The organism is Bacillus sp. DX4.1, from assembly GCF_030348195.1.
GTDB lineage: Bacteria > Bacillota > Bacilli > Bacillales > Bacillaceae_G > Bacillus_A.
The window spans coordinates 3,386,988-3,402,038 of record NZ_JAUCFT010000008.1 but is presented as its reverse complement, the minus strand read 5'-3'; the positions used below and the strand labels follow the sequence as shown (position 1 = coordinate 3,402,038).

Below are 15,051 nucleotides of genomic sequence, written 5' to 3'. Positions count from 1 at the left end.
TGAATCCATAGCTTATTCTTTATTTTTGTATACTAACATTACTATTTTCAAAAAAGAATAAAGCGATTTCAGTTTTCTGACACTTTATTGTAGACAGCGTGCCAATCATTTTATACAATGGCAATGTAGTGTTTTTTAAACATTAAAAAACTTTTCGAGTAAAACAGGAAAATAGGGGAGGATGGGACCATGAATATCCATGAGTATCAAGGTAAGGCAGTCCTTAGAAGCTATGGGGTTAGCGTTCCGAACGGGAAGGTTGCCTTTACAGTAGAAGAAGCTGTAGAAGCAGCGAAAGAACTAGGAACGAGTGTATGTGTAGTAAAAGCACAAATTCACGCTGGCGGACGCGGCAAAGCTGGCGGTGTAAAAGTTGCGAAAAATGTAGAAGAAGTTCGTACATATGCGGAAAGTATATTAGGTACTACACTTGTTACGCATCAAACGGGTCCTGAAGGTAAAGAAGTAAAACGCTTACTTATCGAAGAAGGATGCGATATTAAAAAAGAATATTATGTTGGTCTTGTTTTAGACCGTGCAACTTCTCAAGTTGTTTTAATGGCGTCTGAAGAAGGCGGAACAGAAATTGAAGAAGTAGCAGAAAAAACACCAGAAAAAATCTTTAAAGAATATATCGATCCTGCAGTAGGTCTGCAAGGATTCCAAGCACGCCGTATTGCGTTTAACATCAACATTCCAAACAAGCTTGTAGGCCAAGCTGTGAAGTTTATGATGGGCTTATACCGTGCATTTATTGAAAAAGACTGTTCTATCGCAGAAATTAACCCACTTGTAACAACAGGTGATGGGAAAGTTATGGCGTTAGATGCAAAATTAAACTTCGATTCTAATGCGTTATACCGCCATAAAGATATTTTAGAACTTCGTGATCTTGATGAAGAAGATCCAAAAGAAATTGAAGCTTCTAAATATGACCTAAACTATATTCCTTTAGATGGAAATATTGGTTGTATGGTAAATGGTGCCGGCTTAGCGATGGCAACGATGGACATTATTAAACATTATAGCGGAGATCCAGCTAACTTCTTAGATGTTGGTGGCGGTGCTACAGCTGAAAAAGTTACAGAAGCTTTCAAAATTATTCTTTCTGACAAAAATGTAAAAGGTATTTTTGTTAACATTTTCGGTGGCATTATGAAATGTGATGTAATTGCAGAAGGTGTTATCGAAGCGACAAAACAAGTCGGTCTTGAACTACCACTTGTTGTTCGTCTAGAAGGTACGAATGTAGAGTTAGGGAAGAAAATTTTAAATGAATCTGGTCTAAATATTGTTGCAGCAGAATCTATGGCGGACGGTGCACAAAAAATTGTTTCACTAGTGGGCTAATAGAAAGCGGGGGAGAAAAATGAGCGTATTAGTTAATAAAGATACAAAAGTTATTGTACAAGGTATTACAGGTTCTCAAGGTGTATTCCATACAAAACAGATGCTTGAATATGGTACGAAAATTGTCGGTGGTGTAACGCCTGGTAAAGGTGGTACTGACATTGAAGGTGTACCAGTATTTAATACAGTAGAAGACGCTGTAAAAGCAACAGGTGCAAACGCTTCTGTTGTGTATGTTCCACCCGCTTTTGCGGCAGATGCAATTATGGAAGCTGTCGATGCAGAGATTGACTTAGTAGTATGTATTACAGAAGGTATTCCTGTATTAGATATGGTAAAAGTGAAGAAATACATGGAAGGTAAAAATACACGTCTTCTGGGACCAAACTGTCCAGGTGTTATTACGCCAGATGAATGTAAGATTGGTATTATGCCAGGATATATTCATAAAAAAGGTCATGTGGGTATCGTATCTAGATCTGGTACGTTAACATATGAAGCTGTACATCAATTAACACAAGAGGGTATCGGTCAATCAACTGCAGTTGGTATCGGTGGTGACCCTGTGAATGGTACAGACTTTATTGATGCTTTAAAAGCATTTAATGAAGATGAAGAAACACATGCTGTTATTATGATTGGTGAAATCGGCGGAACGGCAGAAGAAGAAGCTGCTGAGTGGGTACAAGCAAATATGACGAAGCCTGTTGTTGGCTTTATCGGTGGCCAAACAGCGCCTGCAGGCAAACGTATGGGCCATGCTGGTGCAATCATTTCTGGTGGTAAAGGTACAGCTGCTGAAAAGATTAAAACAATGGAATCTTGTGGTATTAAAGTTGCTGAAACACCAGCTGTTATGGGTGAAACATTAATCTCTGTTTTAAAAGAAAAGGGATTATTTGAAACTTGTAAAAACTACTAATCTTTTTGAAAGGCACCTTCGTTTAGAGGGTGTCTTTTTACACATTTTACTGTTAACATAATAAAAATTATGGGTAAGGAGAATGAATGTGAAAAATGAGAGATTACTTCATCTTCATTATATGTTGGCGGATCATTGGAAAGCGTTAAATCAAATATTAAAAATAGATCCAGATATAAATCGTATCTATACGTTTAGCTCCGCTCAATTTAAAAAGTATGCGGGACTATCTTCGGAAAAATCCTCTGAACTTACTTCTTTCTTGCAAACATCAACTCCTGCCACTTGTATACGCCATTTAGAAAAAAATCACATTTTCTATGTCACGATATGGGATGAAGATTACCCACCATTACTACGTGAAATTTCAGATCCACCGTATGTTTTATATGGAAGAGGAAAGAGGGAACTATTAGCAAAAGATAATAAAATTGCAGTTGTTGGAACAAGAAATCCGTCTTTGTATGGGAAAGATAGCATACAATCTATTTTACAACCGCTTTTATGCAAAAAATGGATGATTGTTAGCGGATTTGCAAGTGGAATTGATACGTTTGCTCATGAAATTACAGTCCAGCAGCAGAGTCCGACTATTGCTGTGTTAGGACATGGACTGCAGTATATGTATCCGAAGGAAAATCACCTGCTTTATGAAACGTGGAAAGAACACATGCTCCTATTAACAGAATATCCACCCCATTATCCTCCGCGAAAATGGTATTTCCCAAAACGAAATCGAATTATAAGCGGTCTTAGTAAAGGTGTATTAGTTGTGGAAGCGAAAGCGCGGAGCGGCTCACTCATTACTGCTGACCTCGCTTTAGAACAAAATAGAGAGGTGTTTGCTGTTCCTGGTCCTATTTATGCAGAGGGTGCAGCGGGAACGAATCAGCTCATTCAGCAAGGAGCAAAACTTGTTCAAAAAGCAGAGGATATTCTAGAAGAATTTCTAAATTAACCTTATATTTTTATGTTTTTATTAAACAATTATTGACAAATGGTAGATTAACGCTGTATGGTATACTCATTCTTGATTGACAAAAACAAGAGAAATCACTAAGATTAATGAAGACTTGAATCCACCTCTTAAGGAGGCACTAGCATGTCAGATTACCTCGTAATCGTGGAGTCGCCTTCTAAGGCGAAAACCATTGAGAAATATTTAGGGAAAAAATACAAAGTCGTCGCGTCTATGGGACATGTTCGCGATTTACCTAAAAGCCAAATGGGGATCGAAGTGAAAAACAACTTCACCCCGAAGTATATTACCATTCGCGGTAAAGGTCCTGTCTTAAAAGATTTAAAAACGGCAGCAAAAAAAGCAAAGAAAGTCTATCTCGCAGCCGATCCAGATCGCGAAGGAGAAGCGATTGCTTGGCATTTAGCGAATACGCTAAATGTAGATGTCGAGTCAGATTGCCGTGTTGTATTTAACGAAATTACAAAAGATGCAATTAAAGAGTCATTTAAACACCCTCGTGCAATTAATATGGATTTAGTAGATGCACAACAAGCAAGACGTATACTTGATCGTCTTGTTGGTTATAATATTAGTCCTTTATTATGGAAGAAAGTTAAAAAAGGATTAAGTGCAGGACGCGTACAATCTGTAGCGGTTCGCTTAATTATCGATCGTGAAAAAGAAATTCAAGCATTTATCCCTGAAGAATTCTGGACAATCAAAACGGAATTTGTAAAAGGAAAAGACACATTTGAAGCATCTTTTTACGGTATAAACGGGGAAAAGGTTCAGTTAACAAATGAAGAGCAAGTAAATGACATCATTGAAAAGATGAAAGACAATGCATTTTCAGTTGAAAATGTAACAAAAAAAGAGCGAAAGCGTAATCCTGCACTGCCGTTTACAACATCGTCTTTACAGCAAGAAGCTGCACGTAAATTAAATATGCGAGCAAAGAAAACAATGATGCTTGCACAGCAGCTGTATGAAGGCATAGATATTGGAAAGCAAGGAACTGTAGGTCTTATTACGTATATGAGAACAGACTCAACACGTATTTCAGAGACTGCTCAAGGAGAAGCACGTTCTTATATTACCGAAGCATTTGGTTCAGATTACATAGGAACAGAGAAAAGGAAGGAAACGAAAAAGGCAAATGCGCAAGATGCGCATGAAGCGATTCGTCCAACTTCTGTAATGAGAAAGCCAGATGAGTTGAAAAGTTACTTAAGTCGCGATCAGCACCGTTTGTATAAGTTGATCTGGGAGCGATTTGTTGCAAGTCAAATGGCATCTGCTATAATGGATACTGTTACAGCTAGACTCATTAATAATGATGTTCAATTCCGTGCAAGTGGATCAGTAGTGAAATTTCCTGGTTTTATGAAAGTATACGTGGAATCAAAAGATGATGGTGCGGAAGAGAAAGATAAAATGCTTCCTCCTTTAGAAATAGGAGAGACGGTATTTTCAAAAGATATGGAACCGAAGCAGCATTTTACACAACCGCCACCACGTTATACGGAGGCTCGTTTAGTTAGAACGTTAGAAGAGCTTGGAATCGGTAGACCGTCTACATATGTACCGACACTAGAAACGATTCAAAAACGAGGTTATGTTGGTTTAGATAATAAACGATTTGTTCCTACTGAGCTTGGTCAAATTGTAATTGAACTTATTTTAGAGTTCTTCCCAGAAATTATTAACATTGAGTTTACTGCTAATATGGAGCAAAATCTTGATGAGGTAGAAGAGGGAAAAGCGAATTGGGTAAAAATTGTCGATGATTTCTACGTAGGTTTTGAGCCGCGTTTGGAAAAAGCGGAGAAGGAAATGCGTGAAGTAGAAATTAAAGATGAACCTGCTGGGGAAGACTGTGAATTGTGCGGTCATCCAATGGTCTTTAAAATGGGTAAATTCGGGAAGTTTATGGCTTGTTCTAATTTCCCAGATTGCCGCAATACAAAACCGATTGTGAAAGAAATCGGTGTAACGTGTCCGAAATGTGATAAAGGACAAATTATTGAACGTCGAAGCAACAAAAAGAAACGTCTTTTTTATGGATGCGGTACGTATCCAGAATGTGACTTTGTTTCTTGGGATAAGCCGATTGGTCGGAAATGTCCAAAGTGCGAAGGGATGCTCGTAGAGAAGAAGTTGAAAAAAGGTGTTCAAGTACAATGTATTTCTTGTGATTATGAAGAAGAACAACAAATGTGAGCGTAACTGCTCACATTTTTTTCGGGATAGAAAAGGAATGGTGATATATATGACAACACAAGTAGTAAACGTCATTGGAGCAGGTCTTGCAGGAAGCGAAGCTGCTTATCAAATTGCAAAACGTGGTGTCCAAGTAAGGTTATATGAAATGCGACCAGTGAAGCAAACACCAGCACATCATACAGATAAGTTTGCTGAACTTGTATGTAGTAACTCGCTTCGTGCAAATACATTAACAAACGCTGTTGGTGTAATTAAAGAAGAAATGCGTCTTATGGATTCTGTTATTATTCGTGCAGCGGATGAATGCTCTGTACCAGCAGGGGGAGCTTTAGCGGTGGATCGCCATGAATTTGCGGCAAAAGTAACAGAGTATGTAAAAAATCATCCGAACGTAACGGTAATGAATGAAGAAATTACAGAAATTCCAGAAGGACCGACTGTTATCGCAACGGGTCCGCTTACTTCTCCATCGCTTTCTGCACAACTAAAAGAGTTAACGGGTGAAGATTATTTTTATTTCTATGATGCTGCTGCACCGATTGTTGAGAAAGACAGCATTGATATGAATAAGGTGTACTTGAAATCCCGTTATGATAAAGGGGAAGCGGCGTACCTGAACTGTCCGATGACAGAAGAAGAATTTGATCGTTTCTACGAGGCTTTAATTGCTGCAGAAACAGTTCCGCTGAAAGAGTTTGAAAAAGAAGTTTTCTTTGAAGGGTGTATGCCGGTTGAAGTAATGGCAAACCGCGGTAGACAAACATTAGTATTTGGACCAATGAAACCAGTTGGATTAGAAGATCCGAAAACAGGAAAAACGCCGTATGCGGTTGTTCAATTACGTCAAGATGATGCAGCGGGAACGCTTTACAATATTGTCGGTTTCCAAACACACTTAAAGTGGGGACCGCAAAAAGAAGTGTTGCAATTGATTCCTGGATTAGAAAATGCAGAAATTGTACGCTACGGTGTCATGCATCGTAATACTTTTATTAATTCACCTAGGTTACTTCGCCCGACATACCAATATAAAAATCGTGATGATTTATTCTTTGCTGGTCAAATGACGGGTGTAGAAGGGTACGTAGAATCAGCTGCTTCAGGACTATTAGCAGGTATTAATGCAGCACGCCTTGTTAAAGGAGAAGAGCCTGTTGTTCTACCTCCTGTAACTGCAATGGGAAGCATGGCAAATTATATCACTGCAACAAATCCTAAAAACTTCCAGCCGATGAATGCGAACTTCGGTTTATTTATGCCACTAGAAAAGAAAATTAAAAAGAAACAAGAACGCAATGAAGCGTATGCAGCACGTGCTTTGGAAACAATTCAAAATTTTGTAAATATTTAGTTAAATTTCTTGCAAAGGTTACTAAGTTGTGATACGATTTAGTAGCCTTTATTGAGGTGAGATGTATGGATGTGAACAATTTGTTACAATTATTCGTCGGATATTTACAAATTGAAAGAAATTATTCAAAATATACAATTGTAAGTTATCAAAATGATGTAGAACATTTTGTGCAATTTATGGAGCGAGAAGGCATATCCTCTTTTTTAGACGTTACATACATAGATGTTCGTTTATACTTAACAACCTTGCATGATGAACAGTTAGCCCGTAAATCTGTCGCAAGAAAAGTATCAAGTTTACGAAGTTTATATCGCTTTTTGATGCGTGAAGGATATCGAGAGGATAATCCGTTTGCACTTGCGTCACTCCCCAAAAAAGAATGGTCAATTCCAAAGTTTTTGTACGTTGAAGAGTTGGAAGAATTGTTTGAAGTTTCTGATACAGAAGAGCCGTTAGGACAAAGAAATCAAGCTTTGCTGGAGCTTATGTATGCAACAGGGATCCGTGTAAGTGAATGTGTAAGTTTACAACTCACTGACATTGATTTTTCCGTTGGGACAATTTTAGTGACTGGGAAAGGCAAAAAGCAACGATACGTTCCGTTTGGAAGTTATGCACAAGATGCTTTAATTACGTATATAGAAAACGGGAGAAAGAAGTTAGCTAAAAAAACAGAGGAACACTCTCAAATGGTGTTTTTAAATGCAAAGGGTACGCCGTTAACAGATCGAGGTGTCCGTTATATTTTAAATGAACTCATTAAGCAAGCTTCTCTTACAATGCGAATCAGCCCACATATGCTAAGACATACTTTTGCTACACATATGTTAAATGAAGGGGCGGATTTACGAACTGTACAGGAGTTGTTAGGGCATGAAAATTTATCAACGACGCAAATTTATACGCATGTTTCAAAAGAAAGATTGCGTTCTGTTTACATGAAGCATCACCCACGAGCATAAATTGCTTTTAAAAGCTATAAAAACATATAAAGGAGTTTTTTCTATGGGAAATTTCCATGCTACAACGATATTTGCGATTCACCATAATGGAGAGTGTGCAATGGCTGGTGACGGGCAAGTGACGTTTGGAAACGCTGTTGTAATGAAGCATACAGCACGTAAAGTCCGAAAGCTATTTCAAGGAAAAGTGTTAGCTGGATTTGCTGGGTCTGTTGCGGATGCATTTACTCTTTTTGAAATGTTTGAAGGGAAATTAGAAGAGTATAACGGGAATTTACAACGTGCTGCAGTTGAGATGGCGAAACAATGGCGAGGCGATAAAATGCTACGCCAATTAGAAGCGATGTTAATTGTTATGGATCAAACAACGTTACTTCTCGTATCGGGCACAGGAGAAGTGATTGAGCCGGATGATGGTATTTTAGCAATTGGTTCAGGTGGGCATTATGCGCTTGCAGCCGGTCGTGCTTTAAAACAACATGCGAGTGAATATTTAACAGCAAAGGCGATTGCAAAAGCAAGTTTAGAAATTGCTAGCGATATTTGTGTGTATACAAATAACAACATTATTGTTGAAGAATTGTAGAATCGTAAGGGAGGCATTTCATATGCATTTACATTTTACCCCGCGTCAAGTTGTAGAGAAGTTGGATCAGTATATTATTGGTCAAAAAGATGCGAAAAAAGCGGTTGCAGTAGCACTGAGAAATCGATATCGCCGCAGTAAGTTAGACGAAAATTTGCGCGATGAAATCGCTCCGAAGAATATTTTAATGATCGGACCGACAGGGGTTGGAAAGACAGAGGTAGCACGACGAATGGCAAAGCTCGTTGGAGCACCTTTTATTAAGGTTGAAGCAACAAAATTCACAGAAGTTGGCTATGTGGGTCGTGACGTTGAGTCTATGGTGCGTGACCTTGTAGAAACGTCAGTTCGAATCGTAAAAGAAGAGATGATGGTCAAAGTCAAAGATAAAGCTGAAGAACAAGCAAATCAACGACTTGTAGAAATTTTGGTACCAAGTCCACAAAAACAATCTGGATTTAAAAATCCGTTAGAGATGTTATTTGGCGGAAACCAAAATACAAATCAGACAACTGAAACGCAAGATGATATGGAAATTGAAAAAAAACGTCAAGATATCGAAAAACAACTTGCTTCTGGTCTGCTTGAAGAGGAAATTGTATCGATTGAAGTTACGGAGCAACAGTCTTCCATGTTTGATATGCTTCAAGGAACAGGTATGGAACAAATGGGTATGAATTTCCAAGATGCATTAGGGAGTTTTATGCCGAAAAAAACAAAAAAACGCAAACTTTCTGTGAAAGAAGCAAGAAAACTCTTGACAAATGAGGAAGCACAGCGCTTAATTGATATGGATGAAGTTACACAAGAGGCTGTTTATCGTGCTGAACAGCTCGGGATTATTTTTATTGATGAAATTGACAAAATTGCTGGTAAGCAGTCGAATAGCGTGGACGTATCGCGTGAAGGTGTACAACGTGACATTTTGCCGATTGTAGAAGGTTCAAACGTTGCAACGAAATATGGCTCAGTAAAAACAGACTATATTTTATTTATTGCAGCTGGTGCTTTTCATATGTCCAAACCTTCTGATTTGATTCCGGAGTTGCAAGGAAGATTTCCAATTCGAGTTGAATTAACGAAATTATCAGTGGATGACTTCGTGAAAATACTTGTGGAACCGGATAACGCTTTAGTGAAACAGTATATAGCATTATTAGAAACTGAAGGTATAGAAATTGAATTTTCAGACGAAGCTATTCGTAAGATTGCTGAGATTGCTTTTCAAGTCAATCAAGATACGGATAACATTGGAGCAAGAAGACTTCATACGATTATGGAAAAACTTCTTGAAGATTTATCATTTGAAGCATCTGAAATTACGTTAGAAAAGATAACGATAACACCTCAATATGTAGAGGAAAAATTAGCGACAATTGCTAAAAATAAAGATGTGAGCCAGTTTATTTTGTAATAGTATCATCAGGTGACTCGCCCTAGTTTCCAAGTGATGAAAAATATGTAAGTAACATGTAGGAGGAACTTTTGAAATGGAATTATTAGCAAAAACGAGAAAATTAAACGCGTTATTACAAAGCGCAGCAGGAAAACCTGTAAACTTTAGAGAAATGTCAGATACAATGTGTGAAGTAATTGAAGCAAACGTATTTGTTGTAAGCCGTCGCGGTAAATTATTAGGATATGCAATTCATCAACAAATCGAAAACGAACGTATGAAACAAATGCTTGCAGAGCGTCAATTCCCAGAAGAGTATACACAAAGCTTATTCCACGTAACAGAAACATCTTCAAACTTAGGTGTTGAAAGTCAGTACACAGCATTTCCTGTCGAAAATAAGGAATTATTTGGTCAAGGCTTAACTACAATCGTACCAATCGTTGGTGGTGGTGAGCGTTTAGGTACATTAGTGCTAGCTCGTCTTGGGCAAGAGTTTTTAGATGATGATTTAATTCTTGCTGAGTATAGCTCTACTGTAGTAGGTATGGAAATTCTGCGTGAAAAAGCAGAAGAAATCGAAGAGGAAGCTCGTAGCAAAGCAGTTGTTCAAATGGCAATCAGCTCATTATCATACAGTGAGTTAGAAGCAATCGAGCACATCTTCGAAGAGTTAAACGGAACAGAAGGTTTACTTGTTGCAAGTAAAATTGCTGATCGTGTAGGTATTACTCGTTCTGTAATCGTAAACGCACTTCGTAAATTAGAAAGTGCGGGCGTAATTGAATCGCGTTCTTTAGGTATGAAAGGAACGTATATTAAAGTATTAAACGACAAGTTTTTACAAGAACTTGCGAAATTAAAAACTAACTAATTGTTAGGGAAAGCTCTCTTCGTATGAGGAGAGCTTTTTTTATTCTATAAGAGACTCATTGTCTCCTAATAAGTAATAAATCCCTCTGCTAAAAGAAGGCCCACTTTATCCCGCTATTCGTGGGCGGTAATACCCCCACCTCAAAGTTCTGCAAGAAGCAAAGAAGTTAGGGTGGGGATAAACTGCCCGTAAAGGCCCGGTTGGTGAGGGCAAATGATCAGTGGGGGATGAAGAAAAGCCTCACTGATTAAAGTTTCACTTTATAATAGTAGGGACGCTTAAAGTAGAAAAAGAGTGGTAATACTGAAAGTGAACTTTTGAAATGGACGTGTAAAATCATAATAAAAAAAGAAAGTTTTACAATGTTCGTATTTTCAACTTGATTGTGATATTTCATTATGATATAGTAATCAGTGGTGTCAGTACAAAGTACACACGTTTACTGATTTAAGTGTTGGTGCTACGCTTGTAGTTTCACTTAAAGATGAAGTGAACGGAGGATATCAGAAACCATTTAGGAGGAACAAAATCATGGCAGTAATTTCTATGAAACAATTGCTTGAAGCAGGTGTTCATTTCGGACATCAAACTCGTCGTTGGAACCCAAAAATGAAACGTTACATTTTCACAGAGCGTAACGGTATCTACATCATCGACTTACAAAAAACTGTGAAAAAAGTTGAAGAAGCTTTCAACGTAATGAGAAACATCGCTGCAGAAGGCGGTAACATTTTATTCGTTGGTACAAAAAAACAAGCACAAGAAGCTATTAAAGAAGAAGCAACTCGTGCTGGCATGTACTTCGTTAACCAACGTTGGTTAGGTGGAACGTTAACAAACTTCCAAACAATCCAAAAACGTATCAAGCGTCTTAAAGATATCGAAAGAATGCAAGAAGATGGTACTTTCGAAGTACTTCCTAAGAAAGAAGTTGTTCAACTTAAAAAAGAGTTAGAACGTCTTGAAAAATTCTTAGGCGGTATTAAAGATATGAAAGGTCTTCCAAGTGCATTATTCGTAGTAGACCCTCGTAAAGAGCGTATTGCAGTTGCTGAAGCACGCAAATTACACATTCCAATCATCGGTATCGTTGATACGAACTGTGATCCAGACGAAATCGATCACGTAATTCCAGCAAACGATGATGCGATTCGTGCTGTAAAACTTCTTACATCTAAAATGGCAGACGCGATCCTTGAAGCAAAACAAGGTGAAGAAACTGTTACTGCGTAACAAATTTGGAAAGGTGATAAGGGGTTCGGCCTTTTATCACCTTTTTTAAGGTATATACATATTTTAGGAGGATGAAAAGTATGGCAATTACTGCACAAATGGTAAAAGAACTTCGCGAAAAAACTGGCGCAGGTATGATGGACTGCAAAAAAGCTTTAACAGAAACTAACGGCGACATGGAGAAAGCAATTGACTTCTTACGTGAAAAAGGTATTGCGAAAGCTGCGAACAAAGCAGACCGCATTGCTGCTGAAGGTTTAACTTATATCGAAGTAAATGGAAATGAAGCAGTTATTTTAGAGCTTAACTCTGAAACTGACTTTGTTGCTAAAAACGAAGGTTTCCAAGCATTAACAAAAGAATTAGCTGCTCACTTATTAGCTAATAAGCCTGCAACTATTGAAGAAGCTATGGCTCAAACAATCGGAAGCGAAGGCAAAACAGTAGAAGCTCACATCAACGAAGCAATCGCTAAAATTGGTGAAAAACTTACACTTCGTCGTTTCGAAATCGTATCAAAAACTGATGCTGATGCATTTGGTGCTTATCTACACATGGGTGGCCGCATTGGTGCACTAACAGTTCTTGAAGGAACTACAGAAGAAAATGCAGCAAAAGACGTATCAATGCACGTTGCAGCTGTTAACCCTAAATACATCGACCGCGATGCTGTAACAGCTGAAGAGGTTGAGCATGAGCGTCAAGTATTAACGCAACAAGCGTTAAATGAAGGCAAGCCTGAAAAAATCGTTGCAAAAATGGTTGAAGGTCGCCTAGGTAAATTCTTCGAAGAGATTTGCTTACTTGATCAAGCTTTCGTTAAAAACCCTGACTTGAAAGTTCGTCAATTCGTAGAGTCTAAAGGTGGCACAGTACGCGGATTTGTTCGCTACGCTGTTGGTGAAGGTATTGAGAAGCGTGAAGACAACTTTGCTGAAGAAGTAATGAACCAAGTAAAAGGTAACAACTAATAAAGACTAGGGAACACATTGTGTTCCCTTTTTTAAAATAAAGATGTAAGCAATTGGAGGTTCATTATGAGTCAACCGAAATATAATCGTGTCGTTTTAAAGCTGAGCGGTGAAGCTTTAGCTGGTGAAAAAGGGTTTGGCATTAACCCATCTGTTATTAAATCAGTTGCAGAGCAAGTGAAAGAAATCGCTGAATTAGATGTTGAAGTTGCAGTTGTTGTTGGCGGCGGAAACATTTGGCGCGGGAAAATTGGAAGCGAAATGGGCATGGATCGTGCAGGAGCAGATTACATGGGCATGTTAGCGACAGTTATGAATTCGTTAGCTCTTCAAGATAGCTTGGAGAATATCGGCATTCAAACACGTGTTCAAACTTCTATTGAGATGCGTCAAGTGGCAGAGCCTTACATTCGTCGTAAAGCAATTCGTCACTTAGAGAAGAAGCGTGTTGTTATCTTTGCAGCGGGTACAGGTAACCCTTACTTCTCTACAGATACGACTGCGGCATTACGTGCAGCGGAAATCGAAGCTGATGTTATTTTAATGGCGAAAAATAATGTAGATGGTGTTTATAGTGCAGATCCAAGTGTGGATCCAACAGCAACAAAATATGAGTCACTTACATATTTAGATGTATTAAAAGAAGGTTTAGGTGTAATGGACTCTACTGCTTCTTCTTTATGTATGGACAATGACATTCCATTAATTGTATTCTCTGTTATGGAAAAAGGAAATATTAAACGTGCCGTTCTTGGCGAAAATATCGGAACAATTGTAAGGGGGAAATAAAAATGGGACAACAAGTATTAAAAGCAACAAATGAAAAAATGGAAAAAGCAGTTTCAGCATACTCACGTGAGCTTTCAACAGTTCGTGCTGGTCGTGCAAGCGCAGCTGTATTAGATAAAGTACAAGTTGATTACTACGGTGCGCCAACTCCGGTTGTACAATTAGCAAACATTACAGTACCGGAAGCACGCTTACTTGTAATTCAACCGTATGATAAATCTTCTCTTGGTGATATTGAAAAAGCGATTTTAAAAGCAGATTTAGGTCTAAATCCTTCTAATGATGGAACAGTAATTCGTATTGCGTTCCCTGCATTAACAGAAGAGCGCCGCCGTGATCTTGTGAAAACTGTTAAAAAATATGCTGAAGAAGCAAAAGTAGCAGTTCGTAACGTACGCCGTGATGCAAATGATGATCTTAAAAAACTTGAAAAATCTGGCGATATCACAGAAGATGACTTAAGAGGATATGCAGAAGATATCCAAAAAGAAACAGATAAATATATTGCAAAAGTTGACGAAATCGCGAAAAACAAAGAAAAAGAAATCATGGAAGTGTAATAGCGATTCCTTCGCAAATATGACCCTCTTCTTAAGGGGGTCTTTTTACACTTTTAGGCATACGTCTGCTTGTTGGAGGGTATGAATGATGTTTAAAAAGCTTCCTTTTTTTAAGGGCAAAAAGATCACATCGTTTGATCATCTCATTGAAGAAGCAAAAAAGGGACATATCCCAGAGCATATTGCTATTATTATGGATGGTAATGGAAGATGGGCAAAAAGAAGAGCGATGCCTCGCATTGCAGGACATCATGAAGGGATGCAAGTTGTAAAAAAAATTACAAAGTTTGCTAGTAAACTTGATGTGAAAGTACTGACCCTTTATGCCTTTTCTACAGAGAACTGGAAAAGACCGAAAATAGAAGTCGATTATTTAATGAAGCTTCCAGAAGAATTTCTAGGTGCATTTTTACCAGAGTTAATTGAGGAAAATGTACAGGTCCGAGTAATTGGGCAAAAAGATCGTCTTCCTACGCATACGCGCAGAGCAATGGAAAAAGCCATGGAAGATACAAAAGAGAACACAGGATTAATTCTCAATTTTGCGTTAAACTATGGAAGTCGTGATGAAATTGTTTCTGCTGTGCAAAATATGATGAAGGATAACGAAGAAGGGAAGATTCGTTCGACAGAAGTAAATGAAGAAATGATTTCTTCTTACCTAATGACGAGAACATTACCTGATCCGGACCTGCTTATTCGTACGAGTGGGGAACTTCGTATTAGCAATTTCATGCTATGGCAAATTGCATATTCAGAACTTTGGTTTACGGATGTATATTGGCCGGATTTTACGGAAGAACATTTACTAAATGCAATTACAGACTTTCAACATAGAGGACGCAGATTCGGGGGCGTGTAGAAAGAGAG

The 15,051-nt window shown here is 38.2% G+C and carries 14 protein-coding genes; all 14 read left to right on the top strand.

What is annotated here, in order from left to right:
• The first annotated feature begins 189 nt into the window (after positions 1–189).
• The 14 genes from sucC (at position 190) to QUF99_RS20125 (ending at position 15,043) form a co-directional block, all read left to right on the top strand.
• Complete coding sequence (sucC, locus tag QUF99_RS20190; RefSeq protein ID WP_286121537.1) at positions 190–1,350, top strand: ADP-forming succinate--CoA ligase subunit beta; 1,161 nt, start codon at positions 190–192, stop codon at positions 1,348–1,350.
• 19 nt (positions 1,351–1,369) lie between these two features.
• On the top strand, positions 1,370–2,272 hold the full coding sequence (gene sucD, locus QUF99_RS20185) for a succinate--CoA ligase subunit alpha (RefSeq protein ID WP_289372309.1): 903 nt from the start codon (positions 1,370–1,372) through the stop codon (positions 2,270–2,272).
• 88 nt (positions 2,273–2,360) lie between these two features.
• Positions 2,361–3,230, top strand: coding sequence for a DNA-processing protein DprA (gene dprA, locus QUF99_RS20180; RefSeq protein WP_289372308.1), 870 nt, complete (start codon positions 2,361–2,363; stop codon positions 3,228–3,230).
• A 144-nt stretch (positions 3,231–3,374) separates the two neighbouring features.
• A complete protein-coding gene (gene topA, locus QUF99_RS20175; protein WP_289372307.1) occupies positions 3,375–5,453 on the top strand; it encodes a type I DNA topoisomerase in 2,079 nt (692 codons plus the stop codon).
• A 49-nt stretch (positions 5,454–5,502) separates the two neighbouring features.
• Entirely contained in the window at positions 5,503–6,807 is a 1,305-nt protein-coding gene (gene trmFO, locus QUF99_RS20170) for an FADH(2)-oxidizing methylenetetrahydrofolate--tRNA-(uracil(54)-C(5))-methyltransferase TrmFO (protein WP_289372306.1), read from the top strand.
• Between the two features lie 65 nt (positions 6,808–6,872).
• Positions 6,873–7,772, top strand: coding sequence for a tyrosine recombinase XerC (gene xerC / locus QUF99_RS20165; RefSeq protein ID WP_289372305.1), 900 nt, complete (start codon positions 6,873–6,875; stop codon positions 7,770–7,772).
• Between the two features lie 43 nt (positions 7,773–7,815).
• Positions 7,816–8,358, top strand: coding sequence for an ATP-dependent protease subunit HslV (gene hslV, locus QUF99_RS20160; RefSeq protein ID WP_286121531.1), 543 nt, complete (start codon positions 7,816–7,818; stop codon positions 8,356–8,358).
• A gap of 22 nt (positions 8,359–8,380) precedes the next feature.
• Positions 8,381–9,772 carry an ATP-dependent protease ATPase subunit HslU gene (gene hslU, locus QUF99_RS20155; RefSeq protein WP_289372304.1) on the top strand — a complete coding sequence of 464 codons (1,392 nt, stop codon included), beginning with the start codon at positions 8,381–8,383 and terminating at the stop codon, positions 9,770–9,772.
• A gap of 76 nt (positions 9,773–9,848) precedes the next feature.
• The gene (gene codY / locus QUF99_RS20150; protein WP_286121529.1) at positions 9,849–10,628 is read left to right on the top strand and encodes a GTP-sensing pleiotropic transcriptional regulator CodY; all 780 of its coding nucleotides are present in this window, start codon (positions 9,849–9,851) and stop codon (positions 10,626–10,628) included.
• Positions 10,629–11,159: 531 nt separating this feature from the next.
• Entirely contained in the window at positions 11,160–11,861 is a 702-nt protein-coding gene (gene rpsB / locus QUF99_RS20145) for a 30S ribosomal protein S2 (RefSeq protein WP_289372303.1), read from the top strand.
• Positions 11,862–11,941: 80 nt separating this feature from the next.
• Positions 11,942–12,832 carry a translation elongation factor Ts gene (gene tsf / locus QUF99_RS20140; RefSeq protein ID WP_289372302.1) on the top strand — a complete coding sequence of 297 codons (891 nt, stop codon included), beginning with the start codon at positions 11,942–11,944 and terminating at the stop codon, positions 12,830–12,832.
• A 66-nt stretch (positions 12,833–12,898) separates the two neighbouring features.
• The gene (gene pyrH / locus QUF99_RS20135) at positions 12,899–13,621 is read left to right on the top strand and encodes a UMP kinase (protein ID WP_286121526.1); all 723 of its coding nucleotides are present in this window, start codon (positions 12,899–12,901) and stop codon (positions 13,619–13,621) included.
• Between the two features lie 2 nt (positions 13,622–13,623).
• The gene (gene frr, locus QUF99_RS20130) at positions 13,624–14,181 is read left to right on the top strand and encodes a ribosome recycling factor (RefSeq protein WP_286121525.1); all 558 of its coding nucleotides are present in this window, start codon (positions 13,624–13,626) and stop codon (positions 14,179–14,181) included.
• 85 nt (positions 14,182–14,266) lie between these two features.
• Positions 14,267–15,043: an undecaprenyl pyrophosphate synthase gene (locus QUF99_RS20125; RefSeq protein WP_289372301.1), complete on the top strand. Its 777-nt coding sequence runs from the start codon at positions 14,267–14,269 to the stop codon at positions 15,041–15,043.
• Positions 15,044–15,051: the final 8 nt, after the last annotated feature.

Excerpts from the sequence above, each read along its gene's own strand:
- frr (WP_286121525.1), top strand. The coding sequence starts at position 13,624 with ATGGGACAACAAGTATTAAAAGCAACAAATGAAAAAATGGAAAAAGCA.
- sucD (WP_289372309.1), top strand. The coding sequence starts at position 1,370 with ATGAGCGTATTAGTTAATAAAGATACAAAAGTTATTGTACAAGGTATT.
- sucC (WP_286121537.1), top strand. The coding sequence starts at position 190 with ATGAATATCCATGAGTATCAAGGTAAGGCAGTCCTTAGAAGCTATGGG.
- hslU (WP_289372304.1), top strand. The coding sequence starts at position 8,381 with ATGCATTTACATTTTACCCCGCGTCAAGTTGTAGAGAAGTTGGATCAG.
- QUF99_RS20125 (WP_289372301.1), top strand. The coding sequence starts at position 14,267 with ATGATGTTTAAAAAGCTTCCTTTTTTTAAGGGCAAAAAGATCACATCG.
- hslV (WP_286121531.1), top strand. The coding sequence starts at position 7,816 with ATGGGAAATTTCCATGCTACAACGATATTTGCGATTCACCATAATGGA.
- xerC (WP_289372305.1), top strand. The coding sequence starts at position 6,873 with ATGGATGTGAACAATTTGTTACAATTATTCGTCGGATATTTACAAATT.
- codY (WP_286121529.1), top strand. The coding sequence starts at position 9,849 with ATGGAATTATTAGCAAAAACGAGAAAATTAAACGCGTTATTACAAAGC.
- trmFO (WP_289372306.1), top strand. The coding sequence starts at position 5,503 with ATGACAACACAAGTAGTAAACGTCATTGGAGCAGGTCTTGCAGGAAGC.
- topA (WP_289372307.1), top strand. The coding sequence starts at position 3,375 with ATGTCAGATTACCTCGTAATCGTGGAGTCGCCTTCTAAGGCGAAAACC.
- pyrH (WP_286121526.1), top strand. The coding sequence starts at position 12,899 with ATGAGTCAACCGAAATATAATCGTGTCGTTTTAAAGCTGAGCGGTGAA.
- rpsB (WP_289372303.1), top strand. The coding sequence starts at position 11,160 with ATGGCAGTAATTTCTATGAAACAATTGCTTGAAGCAGGTGTTCATTTC.
- tsf (WP_289372302.1), top strand. The coding sequence starts at position 11,942 with ATGGCAATTACTGCACAAATGGTAAAAGAACTTCGCGAAAAAACTGGC.